This is a genomic window from Geodermatophilus sp. SYSU D00965 (assembly GCF_054050075.1).
Genome location: NZ_JBJGYQ010000011.1, coordinates 63,833 through 76,637, shown reverse-complemented (window position 1 = coordinate 76,637; position 12,805 = coordinate 63,833). Strand labels below are relative to the sequence as shown.

Below are 12,805 nucleotides of genomic sequence, written 5' to 3'. Positions count from 1 at the left end.
GCGGCGGACCGGTGTCACCGTGGCGGCGGCCGGGCCGGCCGGCATCACCCGCGGAGGGTGACCGCGCCCCCGGACGCCGCAGGTCAGCGTGCCGTCGCGTCCAGTTGCCGGGCGAGGAGGCCGAACAGGACGCCCAGGGAGTTGGTGGCCCAGTGCGCTCCCGCGCTCGCGACGACGCTGCCGCTGCGCCGGCGCAGCTCCCCGAAGACCAGGCCGCCGACCGTGGTGAAGGCGACGGTGGCGAGCACGACGACGCCGCTGCCCGCGTCCCCGACCGCGCCGGAGACGCCGCGGTTGGTGCTGCCGATGCCCAGCGCCGGGAAGACGTGCCACAACCCGAAGAGCACCGCGGTGGTGACCAGCACCTGCCACGGGCGGCAGTGGCGGGACAGGGCCCCCCACAGCACCGAGCGGAAGGCCAGCTCCTCGAGCAGCACCGTGCCCAGCGGGATGACCACCAGTGCGGTGCGCAGCGCGTCGGGCAGCGGGAGGTCGTAGCGCTCGTCCTGGAACGCCGGCCGGGTCAGCGGGAGCAGCACGCCGACCACGTAGACGCCGGCGACGACGGCGACCGCCCCGAGCGCCCAGCGGCAGCCCGACCGCAGCCGGTCCCGGCCCAGACCGAGCTGGGCCCAGGTCAGTCCGTCCAACCGCGCCCAGGCCAGCAGCGCGGCGCCCTGCAGCCCGCGCACCCACCAGGGCGGGTGCAGCAGGTGGTCGACGACGTCGACCGCGGCGATCGCGACGACGACGGCGCCGGAGAACAGGCGGTACCGCCGGCGGCGGGCGGCCGACGTCGTCACTCCCGCGGCCTGGGCACGTCAGCCGCCGCCGACCAGCTGCCGCAGCCGGTCGGTGTCGGCGTCGGTCCAGCCGGGCGGCTGGACCACCTCCGCCCACGCGTCCGCGTAGTCGGCCTCGTACTTGTGGCCGTGCCCGTCGGGCACCCCGGTCGAGAACACCAGGTCGGCCGTGACCTGCCAGAAGGTGACGAACGGCAGCCAGGCCATGTCCGGCGACACGTCCGGCCCGCGTGCGCCCTCGAGCCAGTCGGGTCGGCTCAGCAGCAGCCGCGGGGACCACCACACGATCGGGTCGGAGGCGTTCTGCAGGTAGACCACCCGGGGCGTCTCCCACGGGGCCGGCGGTGCGGCGAGGTCGGGCGCCTCGTCGGCGAACCGCGCGGTCCGGCCCTCGTCGTACACCGGCAGCCACTCCGGCGAGCCGGCGTCCCGGTCGGCCACCAGGCCGCGCCACAGCTCGTTGAAGTTCGGCGGCCCGGCCCACACCACCCCGGCGGTGCGGTTCTGGATGTCGGCCAGGCCGCTGAACGCGGCCTCGCCGCCGAAGGTCCCGAGGCTCTCCCCGAAGACGTACAGCTCCGGCCGGTCGTCCGGCGGCAGCTGCGCCCAGGTCCCGTACACGGCGTCGAACAGCGCCCGCCCGGCGTCCCGGGCCTTGGCCTGGTCGACGAGGAAGGACAGCCAGCTGGGCAGGTACGAGTACTGCATCGCCACCATCGCGCTGTCGCCGTTGAGCGCGTACTCCAGCGCGCCGCCGGCCGCCGGGTCGACCCAGCCGGTGCCGGTGGTGGTGACCACGACGAGGACCTCCCGGTCGAAGCCACCCGCTCGCTCGAGGTCGCGGACGGCCAGGGCCGCGCGGTCGCCCACGTCCTCGGCGGCCGCCAGGCCGGCGTAGGCGCGGACCGGCTGGCGCGCCGGGCGGCCGGAGAAGGCGGTGAGCTCCTCCGGCGTCGGCCCGGTGCCGACGAAGTTGCGCCCCTGCAGACCCAACTGGTCCCAGGGCACGAGCGACCCGGGGCTGCCCGACCGCTCGGGGATCGTGGGGCGGACGGCGCCCTCCTCCGTGCCGTCGTCCTTGACGCTGAACGTGGAGTTCATGGCCTCGACCAGCCCCTGGAAGAGGACGCCGTTGAGCAGGAAGACCAGCAGGACGACGACGGCGACGACCCCGAGCGGGCGGGCGACCCGCCCCGGCAGCGCCCGCCCCAGGACCCGGACCAGCCAGCGGGCCGCGCGCCGGACGATGCGGGCGATCGCGACCAGTCCGGCGAACACCAGCACCGCCACGACGACGATGCCGAGCGAGGAGAACCCCTCCGGCGGGTCCAGGCCCATGATCAGGTGGATCTGCCGCTGCCAGTACGCGCCGAAGCCCAGTGCGACCAGGACCAGCGCCGGCCCGGCGACGGCCAGCGCCCGCCAGGTGAGGCGCCGGGTCCCGGCGGAGAGCCGGCGTTCGGTGACCTCGGCGACGAACCAGGCGACCGCCACCCCTCCGCCGTAGCCGATGGCCGCGGTGATCCCGGCGATGAGGCCCTGCAGCAGCCAGCCCCGGGGCAGCAGCGACGGGGTGAGCGAGGCGCAGCCGAGCAGGACCGCGCCCACCGTCCCGCTCCACGTGTACCGCGGGAGCCACCGCGTCCACCGCCGGGCACGTCGCTGCGGGTCGGCCGGCGGCGCCGGCGGCGTGGACACGACGTCGGTGCGGTCGTCGGGGGGCCTGGTCACCGGTTCGGTCGTCATCGCCCGCTCCCCTCGGAGGAGGGACGACGCTACGGAGACCGCGGCGGGCGCAACTCCTACCAGGAGGATGAGCCGCGGACGCCGGCCCGCGGCCACCATCCGGCCATGGGACGAGCAGCAGCGCGCACGCGACGACGGATCCCGGTGCGGTGGCCGGCGCCGGGCTCCCCGCCGGACGTCGGGCTGGTGGTGGCCGCGGCGACGGCTCCCGGCACGTTCACCCCGTCGCTCTCGCCGCGCACCGCGCTCGACCAGGGCCTGGTGACCGGGCTGGCCACCGGGGTGCACTACCTGCTGTCGGTCGGGGCGCAGGACGTGCTGGTGGCCACCGCCCGTGTCCTCGCCGGGAGACGGTCCCCGGCCGCGCAGCGCGCCGCCACGATGGCGCTCGACTGCGCGGCCGTGCCCGCCGGGCTCGCCGTGCTCCGGGCCCTGCCGCCGCGGGCCGACGACACGCTGCGGGGAGCCGTGCGCCAGGCCGCCTGGCGGTTCGGTGCCGCCGGCCTCGGCGGCGCGCTGCTCGGCGGCGCCCAGCTCGGCACGCGTGCGCTCGACGATCGCCTCCGGCTCGGCGGACGCCTGGCCGCCGTCCCCCTGGCGGTCCCCGTCGGCCTCGGCGTCGCGTTCGCGCTGGACCGGCTGCGGGCGCGCGGGCACACGGAGAGCACCGACGGTCCCCCGGCCCCCTCGCCGTTGACCTCGCTGGCCGTCGCGTCGGGGATCGTCGGGTCCCTCGGCGGCGTCGCCTACGGCGAGCACGCCCTCACCGACCTCGCCGCCCGCCGGTTGGCCGCCGTCCTGCCCGGTCCGCCCGAGGTCTGGCGACTGGCCGGCCACGCGGGCTCCCTCGCCGGCCTGGGGCTCGGCGTCTCCACGGTGTGGCACCGGGCGATGCGGCGGATCGAGGCGCGGACGTCGGTCGACGTCCCGGTGCTCGAGCCGGGCGAGGGCGACCGGTGGGTGCCGCCGACGGTCAGCGGCGGCCCCGGCAGCCTGGTCGCCTGGGAGGGCATGGGGCGCGACGGCCGGCTGCACGCGCTGGCCTCGGTCCGCCCGCAGCCGCTCGAGGGCCTCCCGGACGGCGTGCCGGACCTGTCGATCGAGACCGTCATGGGCACGCCGGCACGCGCCGCCCCCGTCCAGGTGTACGTCGGGCTGGACAACGCGCCCACCCCGCGGGCCCGGGTGGACCTCGCGATGGCCGAACTGGAACGGACCGGCGCGTTCGACCGGTCGCTGCTGGTCCTGGTCTCCCCGACCGGCACCGGCTACGTCAACTACGTCGCGGTGGCCGCGCTGCAGTACCTCGCGCTCGGCGACGTCGCCACGGTGACCCTGCAGTACTCGCGCCGACCGTCGCCGCTGTCCCTCGGGATGGTGCACACCGCGCGGGAGCAGAACCGGCTGCTGTGGCTGCGGGTCCTGCAGCGACTACGCGAGCGCCCGGGTCGCCGTCCGCGCATCGCGCTGTTCGGCGAGAGCCTCGGCGCGCACACCAGCCAGGACGTGTTCCTGCACTGGGGGACGCTCGGTCTCGACGCGATGGGGATCGACCGCGCGCTGTGGATCGGCACGCCGTACGGGAGCGGGTGGATGCGCCAGGTCACCCGCGGCGACCGCCTCGACGTGGACGCCGACGCCGTCGCCGTGGTCAACGACCACGCCCAGTACGCCGCCCTCGTCGAGCAGCGGGGCCGCGCGCCGCGCTTCGTCCTGCTCAGCCACGACAACGACGGGGTGACGAAGTTCGGCCAGGACCTGCTCTGGTACCCCCCGGACTGGCTGGGCCCCGCGCGGCCACCGCTCGAGCCGGTCGCCGTCGGGAGCCCCCGCGGCATCCCGCCGGCCATGCGGTGGCGGCCGGTGACCTCGTTCTTCCAGGGCCTGGTGGACATGAAGAACGCGCAGACCTCGTCGGGGGCCTTCGCGGCGACGCAGCACGACTACCGCGCCGACCTGCCGCGCTTCCTCAGCAGCGTGTTCGGGTTGCCCGCCGACGAGGAGCAGCTCGTCCGGATCGAGGAGACCCTCATGCTGCGCGAGTCCGTGCGGGAACGGCTGTTCGCCGTCGTCCCCGGAGCCGTCGGCTGACGCTGAGCGCGGCCCGGCAGGTCGACACATCCTCCGGTCCGGACGGTGCGCGCCGCACCGGCACGGGTCGACCCTGCCGCCATGCGGGCGAGTCTGGAAGCGCACCTGGGGTCCCGGCAGGTCGGCAAGGTGGTCTACGGCTCGATCATCGGGCTGGCCCTGGTCGTGGCGATCGAGAAGCACCCGCCGGCGGCGTGGGTCATGGCCGTCTGGCTGCTCGGCACGGCCCTGGCGGTGGGGCTCGCCGAGGTCTACAGCGAGGTCGTCGGCGCGGAGACCAGCACCCGCAGGCCGGTCACCCGGCCGCAGTTCGGGCACATGGCCGAGGACGCCGCGGCGGTCGGCTTCGGCGTCGCCTTCCCCGCCGTGTTCTTCGTGCTGTCCGCGCTCGGGCTGCTCGAGGTCGGCACCGCATTCCGCATCGCCAAGTGGACCGGCCTGGGCCTGATCGGCTTCTACGGCTACTGGGCGGCCCGGTTCGCCGGCGCGGCGTCCCACCACGCGCTGCTCAAGGGCGCGCTCGTGGCGCTGATCGGGGCCGGGCTGATCGGGCTGAAGGCGCTGGTCCACTGACCGGCCCCGACCGGGTCACCCGCCCAGGAGCACCACGCCGGCGAGGGACACCCCGGCGACGAACAGGGTGGAGACCGCCGCGACGAGCAGCACCCGACCGCTGCCCCGGAACAGTGACGAGAGCCGGACGCCGGCGCCCATCCCGAACAGCGCCGCCCCCAGCGTCGCCACCTGGACGTGCTCGACGACCGCCAGCACCCCCGCGGGGACCACCCGGTGCTGCGCAGCGCGACGCAGGCGAGGAACCCGAGCACGAACAGCGGGACCAGCGGCGGCCGCTTCCCGGCCGGGCGCCGCTCGGGGTCGGCCATCCGGCGCCGGACGCTGACCGCCGCGACCACCGGCGCCAGCAGCAGCACCCGCGTCAGCTTGACCACGACGGCGACCCCCACGACCGCCGCGCCACCGGCGCCGGCTGCCGCGACGACCTGGCCGACCTCCTGGATGCTCGCGCCGGCCCAGATCCCGAGCTGGACGTCGCTGAGCCCGAGCGGTCGCTGCAGCAGGGGCAGCAGCACCATCGCCACGCTGCCGAACAGGGTGACCATCGCGATGCCCACCGCGACGTCCTCCTCGTCGGCGCCCGCGGTCTCCTCCATGGCGGCGATGGCCGAGGCGCCGCAGATGGCGAAGCCGGTTCCGATCAGCAGGCTGCGCGCCCGGCCCAGCCTCGCCCGCTGGCCCAGCCACGTGGTGACCACGAGCGTGGCGACGAGGGTGCCCGCGACGAGCGCGATCGTGCCGGGCCCCAGCGCCACGATCGCCCCGAAGGACACCCCGAACCCGAGCAGCACGATGCCGGTCCGCAGCAGCCGCCTGGTCAGGTGGCTGAGTGCCGGCCGCGCCGCCGCGGGCAGCAGCCGGGTGTTGCCGGCGACCATCCCGAGCGCCACGGCCCAGGTGAGGACGCCGACCGCGGGCACCAGGTGGTGGGCCAGCAGCGCCGCGCCCAGGCCCCCTGCGGCGGCGAGCAGCCCCGGCCATCGGCGGGGCCGGGCCTGCTCGCCGGCGGCCGGGCCGTCCCCGGGACCCGCAGCTCCACCGGGCGGCGCGGGGACCGGGACGACGGCTGCGCTCACCGGGCGCTCGCGGCGTGCACCCGGGCGAGGCTCGCCGGGTAGGCCCGGCAGCCCAGGACCAGCGCGACCAGCGCGCCGGCTGCGGCCAGGGGCACCAGCTGCATCGCACCGACCAGGCCCAGCCGGTCGGCGAGGATGCCCGTGACCAGCGGTCCCGCGGCGAGCCCCAGCAGGCTGTTGGCCAGGGTGAGCACGCCGAACGCGGTCGCCCGGATCGACTCGTGGGTCAGGTTGGACACCATGGCGCCGGCCGGGCCGGTGGTGCCGGCGACGAATAAGACGCCGACCGCCAGGAGCAGGAGCTGCCCCGCACCGGGCGCCAGGCTGAACCCGATCCCGAGGCAGACCAGCGACACGACGGAGTAGGCGATCGCCGACGTCCACTTGCGGATGGCCGCGCGACGGCTCAGCCGGTCGGTGACCCAGCCGCAGACGATCATGCCGAGGCCCATGGAGAGGATGGCGACGGCGGCGACGGCGGCCGCCCGGTCCGGCAGCAGACCGTAGGCGCGGTTGAGGTAGCTGGGCAGCCAGGCGAACAGCGACCCGGCGATGAACAGCTGCAGACCGCTGCCGACGTAGGCGCAGATCACCGACGGCGTGCTGACCAGCGTGCGCAGCCGCGCCCGGCCCCCCGTCGACACGGGCTCACCGGCGTCGGCGTCGGCGTCGGCGTTCTCCGGGATCGTGCACGCGACGCGGGAGGCGCTGGCCGAGCGCTACCTCGCGGCCGAGCGGTACTCGCTGACCGAGGTCTCCGAGCTGCTGGGGTTCACCGCGCCCAGCGACTTCTCCCGGTGGTTCCGCGCGCGCTCCGGCGTCAGCCCCACCGAGTGGCGCTCCCGGGCGCAGCAGCTGCCGCCGGGCTGAGCGGCTCCCGCCGGCCGCTCACACGCGATGGGGGTGACGACGACGTGGCAGTCCGCGCACCGGCAGGTCGGGGACCGGGCCGCCGGGCTCAGGGCAGCGCGCCGCAGCGCTGCGGCCGTAGCGCGCGGCCAGCGGCGCGGCGCTGACCCCGTGGGCGAGGACGCTGAGGAGGACGGTGCCGGCGATGACCGCCACGGCCTCGTCGGCGGCCGGCCCCAGGTCCTCGAGCGCCAGCAGGGCGAACACCAGGGACGCCAGGCCGCGGGGGCCGAACCAGCCGATGAACGCGACGGTGGGCCGGTCCAGACCGGAGCCGATCAGCGCCAGGGTCACCGGGACCATCCGCACGACGGTCAGGCTGAGCACCGCGTACAGCGCCACGCTCCAGGTCCCGCGGTCGAGCAGGATCGGGACCGCGACTGCGCCGAAGGCCGACCACACCAGCAGCGACACCAGGGCGCCGGTCTGCTCGGTGAAGACCAGCTCGGCGGGGCCGCGCGGGCCGGTCCTCGCGGCGAAGGCCAGCCCGCCGCAGAACGCCGCGACGAACCCGTTGCCGTGCACGGCCAGCGCCGCCGCGTAGGCGGTGAGGGCCAGCGCGAGCACGGCGGGCCCCGCGAAGTCCTCCGCGACCCATCCCCGGTCACGCGCCCGGCGCAGCAGCTCCCCGCCGGCCGCGCCGACGGCCACCCCCGCGAACACGCCGACCGCCAGCTCGAGCAGCGCCGGCGCCAGCCCGGGGGCCTCCGCACGCCCCTCCGCCGACGCCGCCCCGGCGACCGCGAACACGACGACGGGCGTGGCTATCCCGTCGTTGAGCCCGCTCTCCACGTTGATCAGCCGCCGCACCCGGGACGGCACCGCCGGGTTGGTCACCACCGGGGTCCCGAGCGCGGCGTCGGTGGGTGCCAGGGCGGCGCCGACCAGCAGGGCGAGCCACGGTCCGAGATCGGGGAACAGCCCCGCCGCGAGCCCCCAGCCGGCGACCACGGTCATCGGCAGGCCGATCGCGAGCAGCCGGACGTAGCGCCCGGCGTCGGAACGCAGGTCGTGGACCCGGACGCGCGCGGCATCGGCGAAGAGCACCCAGACGAGGGTGACCTCGACCAGCGGCTTGAGGGTCTCCGGAGCGGTGGTGGCGTCGACCAGCCCGGCCGCGGCCAGCAGGGCGCCGAGCAGCACGAACACGATCGGAGCGCTCAGGTCCGCGCGCTCCAGCCGCGCCGACACCACGCCCCACAGGAAGACCGCCGCGGCCACGACGAGGACGGCCGTCTCCACGGTCGGCGGTCAGGCCTTCACGAGCCCCTCCCCGAAGTCGTGCAGGATCCGGAAGTGCTCCTGCTGTACCAGCAGGTGACCGACGCCGATGGCCGCAGCGACGGGCCACTCGATGACCCCGACCGCGGCCAGCGTGGCCAGCCCGCCGAACCAGACGAGGCTGTCCAGCGGCGGCAGCCGCACGGTGCCGAGAACGGGGAGGGGCACGTTGACGGTGTTGCCCTGCAGCGCCCGCAGCAGCGCGCCGTGACCGATCCGGAGGGTCTGCGCGACCACGGCGGCGTCGGCCGACCCCGTCGATACCTGATCCACTGTCGTGACCACTGGCTCGTCCTCTCACTCGGCCGCGGTCGGGACCGGTCGGAATGATGCTGCCGTCAGAGGGGCGGGGCCTCCTCCGCCCGGGGTGAGTCGCCGGGCCGCCGCAGCGGGTCGGGTCATCCCCGCGGGGGGACGCCGGTCGGTACCGGTGAGCTCCTACCGTCGGCTGCGGCGGAGGAGGCGGTCGTGGCTCAGCAGAGCCCCAGCCCGGCGGGCACCACCGGGGTCGGTGCCGCGTCCCGCACCCTGCGCCGGCTGGAGACGACACTGCTGGGCCGCTCTGTCGGCTCCTTCATGGCCCTCCAGGGGATCGACCGGGCGACCGCCATCGCCGCCCAGGCCTTCACCGCGCTGATCCCGCTGGTCCTGCTCGCCTCCGGGCTGGCACCGGCCGACCACCGCGACCTGGTCGCCGACCTCCTCATCCGCAAGTTCACCCTGGAGGGCTCGGCCGCCGACGCGGTGCGCGAGCTCTTCGCCCACCCCTCCGCAGCCTCCACCGGCGTGTTCAGCGTGGTGCTCCTCGTGTTCTCCGGCGTCTCGCTGACCCGGCGGATGCAACGGATGTACCAGGACGCCTGGCAGCTCCCGCCGCGCCGCGGGGTCCGGGGCTCGCTCAACGCCGCCGCCGCCCTGGCCTTTCTGCTGGTGGAGCTGAGCCTGCTCCTCCTGCTCCGCACGCTGGTCGGCGCCCTGCCGGCCGGGTGGGCGCTGGGCGGGACGATGTCGGTCCTGGGGAGCCTGCTGCTCTGGACGACCATCCCGTGGCTGCTGCTGGACCGGCGGGTCTCCTGGCGCCGGCTGCTGCCGACCGGGGCACTCACCGCCGCCTGCGCGGGGGTCTACGCCCTCGCCACCACGGTCTACATGCCCCGGCTGATGTCCACCTACAGCCTGCGGTACGGGTTGTTCGGCGTGACGCTGGCGCTCATCGGGTGGCTGCTGTGCATCGCCTTCATCTTCGTCGGGACGACGATCCTGGCCGCCGAGTTCGACCGGGCGCCGGACTGCTGGGCCGTGCGCCTGCGCAACCGGCTCGGCCTGGGACGGCGGGGCGACGCCCCGGCGGCCGCGGACGGCCCCCGGCCGGTGGACGGCGAGCCCACCCCGGGGGACCTCCCCTCTCTGCGCGGCTGAGCCCACCTCGGGCGGTGACCGCCGCAGCTCCCCGGTGCGCCGGGTGCCCCGACCGACCGCGAGCAGGCACCGTCGCTGCGGGCGGGAGCGCCCGGTACTTCGACGACGACAGGTGCGATCAGGCGGGGACCGGGGCGAACGGCTGCGTCTCCTGGCGACCGTCGCGGACCAGCGCCCACGACGCCTCCGGGACCTCATTCCACGCTCCCGGGAGCTCACGCAGCGGCTCGGAGACGATGAAGCGCGTGGCGGGCCCGAGCTTGTCGAGCGCCTCCAGGTCCGGGTACAGCTGCCGCACCTGGGCGACGTCGCTGGAGAAGTACAGGGAGCTCGTGCTCTTCTCGGAGGAGTAGCGGAACACCCAGATGGACTCGCCGTCGCTGGTGGCCACCGTCATGTGGACGGGGTACTCCACGCCGTGGCGCCGGCCGACGTCCTCCACCAGCCCCACCGCGCGGGCCACCGCTCCGGGAGGGTCGTCGGCCAGCCCGAACGTGAGGGCCAGGAAGAACAGCGTCTCGGTGTCGGTCGACCCCTCGATGGCCGGGTACAGCGAGGGATCGACCGCCAGCACGAGGTCGCGCTTGACCTCGGCGAACCGCGCCAGTGACCCGTTGTGCATCCACAGCCAGCGGCCGTACCGGAACGGGTGGCAGTTGCTGCGCTGCACCGGGGTCCCGCTGGAGGCGCGGACGTGCGCGAAGAGGAGGCGCGTGCGGATCTGTCCGCCCAGCTCCCGCAGGTTCTCGTCGCTCCAGGCCGGCTGGGTGCTCTTGTAGAGAGCGGGCGCCGCCCCGTCGCCGTACCAGCCGATGCCGAAGCCGTCACCGTTGGTCGTGAATCCGCCGAGCTGGGCGTGCAGGCTCTGGTCGATGATCGAGTGAGCCGGTCGGAACAACAGTTCCCCGGCCGACACCGGGTCGCCGGAGTAGGCCATCCACCTGCACATCGCCACCTCTCTCCCCCGTGGACCAGCGAGGTCCACGTGGTGTCAACCGATCAGGACGGCTCCGCGGGGAGCCTCACCCGCGGAGAACGACGCCCGGCCGCCCGCCGCCCGGTCCGGGCCGTCTACCTGCTCGGGCAGGGGCACCCCAAGGCCCGGCTGCCGCGGCAGCCGGGCCCCTGACCGGGGTCGCGCTCAGCTCGTCGCTGCGGGCGTCCTCGGTGCCGGCGTCACCTGCTCCTCCGCGAACACGTCACGCAGCTTCTCCTCCTGCTCCTGGCTGAGGTTGCTCTCCACCAGGACCATGTCCTGACCCTCGAACGCCTGCTTCACCTTGTCGATCACGGCGTCCGAGGAGAGGACGAACAGCGCCGAGGTGCCGGGCTGGATCTCGTCGCGCATCCGGCGGATGAAGCTGTCGTCGATGCCGACGTCGGTCATGCTGCCGGTGAGCGCCCCCATCCCCGCGCCGATCGCCATCCCGAGGAACGGGATGAAGAAGATGAGGCCGAACAGCAGGCCCCAGAAGGCGCCGCCGAGCGCACCCGCGCCGGCCATGTTGGTCAGCTGGCGGGTCTTCGGCTTCTTGGCCCCCTCCGGGAAGCTGACGATCGCGGCGTCGTGTATCCGGATCAGCTCTCTGCGCTGCAGGTCCCGCAGCGTCGCCTCGGCCCGGTCCGCACCGTGGGCGGTGGGGAACTTCCAGACGGTCATGGTGGCCATGGACATCTCCTCGGTGTGTGCGCGACCGGAACCGGGTGGTCCGGGGTCAGGAGTTGAGGATCTGGCTCTTCTGGAGCTCGAACTCCGCGTCGTCGAGGACGCCGGAGTCGCGGAGCTGGGCCAGCTCACGCAGCTGGGCCAGCTTCGTGGTGGTGTCGGTGCGCGGCGGGGCCGCAGGGGCTGGTGCGGGCTCGGCGTACTGCGGCTCCGGCGCGTAGTAGGCCTGCTGGTTGGCCCACCGGTTGGCCTGGCGGCGGGAGACGCGGTTGGACACGGCGGTCGCCGTCCCCGCGACGACGGCGGTGCGGGCCATCCCGCGCAGCAGTCCTGGCATGTCGGCTCCTCTGGTTCTCATCGGTGCCGGCCGGCGGCCGGCTGGGAAGGGGTGGAGCTCAGCCCATCGACGGGACCGCACGCTCGGTGCCGGGCCGCCAGAAGCCGGCGGCGACCAGCGCCAGGCCGAGGAAGACGACCTGCAGGCCGAAGACGATGCAGAGCACCAGCACGGTCGCCTGGGGCCAGACGATCGCCAGCACGCCCACGATGACGTTGACCGCGCCGAGCGCGACGAGCCAGCCCCACCCGGGGATCTCGTCCCGCGCGACGACGGCGAGGCCGACCCGGCCGGCGCCGTGGACGATCAGGGACAGCCCGGTGATCAGCACCAGCGTCCACAGCGTGAGGCCGGGCCAGAACGCGGCGAGGATGCCGCCGATGACCAGGACCGCTCCCAGGACGAGCGAGCCCGTGCGGTGCCGCTCGGCGTCCCAGCCGACCGCGATCTCCAGCAGCCCGCCGACCACGAAGGCCAGGCCGAGCAGCAGCGCCAGGCTGCGGGCCGCGGCGACCGGGTTGAACAGCAGCACGATCCCGACGACCACGACGGCCACGCCGAGCAGCCCGACGGCGATCCGCAGTCCCTTGTGCCCCGACGGGGCGGCGGCGTAGGGGCTGGACACGTTGGCGGTCATGACGGTTCCTCCCCGGTCTGCGCTCCTGGCTGCCGAGGTTGGTCTCCGGTGCGGGAGGTGACCTCATCCCCCCTGGATGACGCAGCCGCCCGTCCCGGCCCGGCACCGTCGGGGCCATGAGGCGGAGGAGCGCAACCGGGATCGGGGCCGTCGTCGTCGCACTGGCACTCACCGCGTGCTCGGACTCGAGGTCGTCCACGAGCGCGGCGACATCGAGCGCGGCCACGTCGAGCGTCACGTCAGCGAGCGCGGCGGCCACGTCGA

15 protein-coding genes are annotated in these 12,805 nt (G+C 75.1%); 5 read left to right on the top strand and 10 right to left on the bottom strand.

The window, feature by feature from the left end:
• Window positions 1-83: 83 nt before the first annotated feature.
• Complete coding sequence (locus tag ACI789_RS12280) at window positions 84-803, bottom strand: CPBP family intramembrane glutamic endopeptidase (RefSeq protein ID WP_456918388.1); 720 nt, start codon at window positions 801-803, stop codon at window positions 84-86.
• 18 nt (window positions 804-821) lie between these two features.
• A complete protein-coding gene (locus ACI789_RS12275) occupies window positions 822-2,549 on the bottom strand; it encodes an alpha/beta hydrolase (protein WP_457009340.1) in 1,728 nt (575 codons plus the stop codon).
• Between the two features lie 105 nt (window positions 2,550-2,654).
• Here ACI789_RS12275 and ACI789_RS12270 point away from each other — a divergent pair, with 105 nt between their 5' ends.
• Both ACI789_RS12270 and ACI789_RS12265 read left to right on the top strand, forming a co-directional pair.
• Window positions 2,655-4,640 carry an alpha/beta-hydrolase family protein gene (locus tag ACI789_RS12270; RefSeq protein ID WP_457009338.1) on the top strand — a complete coding sequence of 662 codons (1,986 nt, stop codon included), beginning with the start codon at window positions 2,655-2,657 and terminating at the stop codon, window positions 4,638-4,640.
• 81 nt (window positions 4,641-4,721) lie between these two features.
• Window positions 4,722-5,213 carry a hypothetical protein gene (locus ACI789_RS12265; protein WP_457009336.1) on the top strand — a complete coding sequence of 164 codons (492 nt, stop codon included), beginning with the start codon at window positions 4,722-4,724 and terminating at the stop codon, window positions 5,211-5,213.
• On the opposite strand, the gene ACI789_RS12260 is transcribed toward ACI789_RS12265, so the two are convergent.
• Both ACI789_RS12260 and ACI789_RS12255 read right to left on the bottom strand, forming a co-directional pair.
• On the bottom strand, window positions 5,102-6,292 hold the full coding sequence (locus tag ACI789_RS12260) for a YeiH family protein (protein ID WP_457009334.1): 1,191 nt from the start codon (window positions 6,290-6,292) through the stop codon (window positions 5,102-5,104). The genes ACI789_RS12265 and ACI789_RS12260 overlap by 112 nt on opposite strands.
• On the bottom strand, window positions 6,289-6,936 hold the full coding sequence (locus tag ACI789_RS12255) for a hypothetical protein (protein ID WP_457009332.1): 648 nt from the start codon (window positions 6,934-6,936) through the stop codon (window positions 6,289-6,291). The genes ACI789_RS12260 and ACI789_RS12255 overlap by 4 nt, the downstream gene beginning before the upstream one ends.
• Window positions 6,937-6,979: 43 nt before the next feature.
• On the opposite strand from ACI789_RS12255, the gene ACI789_RS12250 reads away from it, so the two are divergent.
• Window positions 6,980-7,162, top strand: coding sequence for a helix-turn-helix domain-containing protein (locus tag ACI789_RS12250; RefSeq protein ID WP_457009330.1), 183 nt, complete (start codon window positions 6,980-6,982; stop codon window positions 7,160-7,162).
• Between the two features lie 18 nt (window positions 7,163-7,180).
• Here the strand turns inward: ACI789_RS12250 and ACI789_RS12245 are convergent, their stop codons facing one another.
• Window positions 7,181-8,443 carry a cation:proton antiporter domain-containing protein gene (locus ACI789_RS12245; protein ID WP_457009328.1) on the bottom strand — a complete coding sequence of 421 codons (1,263 nt, stop codon included), beginning with the start codon at window positions 8,441-8,443 and terminating at the stop codon, window positions 7,181-7,183.
• A gap of 9 nt (window positions 8,444-8,452) precedes the next feature.
• Entirely contained in the window at window positions 8,453-8,755 is a 303-nt protein-coding gene (locus tag ACI789_RS12240; protein WP_456918402.1) for a hypothetical protein, read from the bottom strand.
• Window positions 8,756-8,950: 195 nt separating this feature from the next.
• Between ACI789_RS12240 and ACI789_RS12235 the strand changes: the two genes are divergently transcribed.
• The gene (locus tag ACI789_RS12235) at window positions 8,951-9,901 is read left to right on the top strand and encodes a YhjD/YihY/BrkB family envelope integrity protein (protein ID WP_457009326.1); all 951 of its coding nucleotides are present in this window, start codon (window positions 8,951-8,953) and stop codon (window positions 9,899-9,901) included.
• Window positions 9,902-10,019: 118 nt separating this feature from the next.
• On the opposite strand, the gene ACI789_RS12230 is transcribed toward ACI789_RS12235, so the two are convergent.
• Window positions 10,020-10,850 carry a class II glutamine amidotransferase gene (locus ACI789_RS12230; RefSeq protein ID WP_457009324.1) on the bottom strand — a complete coding sequence of 277 codons (831 nt, stop codon included), beginning with the start codon at window positions 10,848-10,850 and terminating at the stop codon, window positions 10,020-10,022.
• Window positions 10,851-10,889: 39 nt separating this feature from the next.
• On the opposite strand from ACI789_RS12230, the gene ACI789_RS12225 reads away from it, so the two are divergent.
• Window positions 10,890-11,030 (top strand): hypothetical protein, encoded by a 141-nt coding sequence (locus ACI789_RS12225; protein ID WP_457009322.1) that lies wholly within the window; start codon window positions 10,890-10,892, stop codon window positions 11,028-11,030.
• A 12-nt stretch (window positions 11,031-11,042) separates the two neighbouring features.
• Here ACI789_RS12225 and ACI789_RS12220 read toward each other — a convergent pair whose 3' ends face one another.
• Genes ACI789_RS12220 through ACI789_RS12210 form a run of 3 tightly spaced genes read right to left on the bottom strand, consistent with a single transcriptional unit; the run spans window position 11,043 to window position 12,541 of the window.
• Window positions 11,043-11,570 (bottom strand): DUF1269 domain-containing protein, encoded by a 528-nt coding sequence (locus tag ACI789_RS12220; RefSeq protein ID WP_456918417.1) that lies wholly within the window; start codon window positions 11,568-11,570, stop codon window positions 11,043-11,045.
• 46 nt (window positions 11,571-11,616) lie between these two features.
• Window positions 11,617-11,904: an SHOCT domain-containing protein gene (locus ACI789_RS12215; protein WP_457009320.1), complete on the bottom strand. Its 288-nt coding sequence runs from the start codon at window positions 11,902-11,904 to the stop codon at window positions 11,617-11,619.
• 58 nt (window positions 11,905-11,962) lie between these two features.
• Complete coding sequence (locus ACI789_RS12210; protein WP_457009317.1) at window positions 11,963-12,541, bottom strand: HdeD family acid-resistance protein; 579 nt, start codon at window positions 12,539-12,541, stop codon at window positions 11,963-11,965.
• Window positions 12,542-12,805: the final 264 nt, after the last annotated feature.

Coding starts and splice junctions, on each gene's coding strand:
- ACI789_RS12275 (WP_457009340.1), bottom strand. CDS start 2,549: ATGACGACCGAACCGGTGACCAGGCCCCCCGACGACCGCACCGACGTC.
- ACI789_RS12270 (WP_457009338.1), top strand. CDS start 2,655: ATGGGACGAGCAGCAGCGCGCACGCGACGACGGATCCCGGTGCGGTGG.
- ACI789_RS12265 (WP_457009336.1), top strand. CDS start 4,722: ATGCGGGCGAGTCTGGAAGCGCACCTGGGGTCCCGGCAGGTCGGCAAG.
- ACI789_RS12230 (WP_457009324.1), bottom strand. CDS start 10,850: ATGTGCAGGTGGATGGCCTACTCCGGCGACCCGGTGTCGGCCGGGGAA.
- ACI789_RS12220 (WP_456918417.1), bottom strand. CDS start 11,570: ATGGCCACCATGACCGTCTGGAAGTTCCCCACCGCCCACGGTGCGGAC.
- ACI789_RS12215 (WP_457009320.1), bottom strand. CDS start 11,904: ATGCCAGGACTGCTGCGCGGGATGGCCCGCACCGCCGTCGTCGCGGGG.
- ACI789_RS12210 (WP_457009317.1), bottom strand. CDS start 12,541: ATGACCGCCAACGTGTCCAGCCCCTACGCCGCCGCCCCGTCGGGGCAC.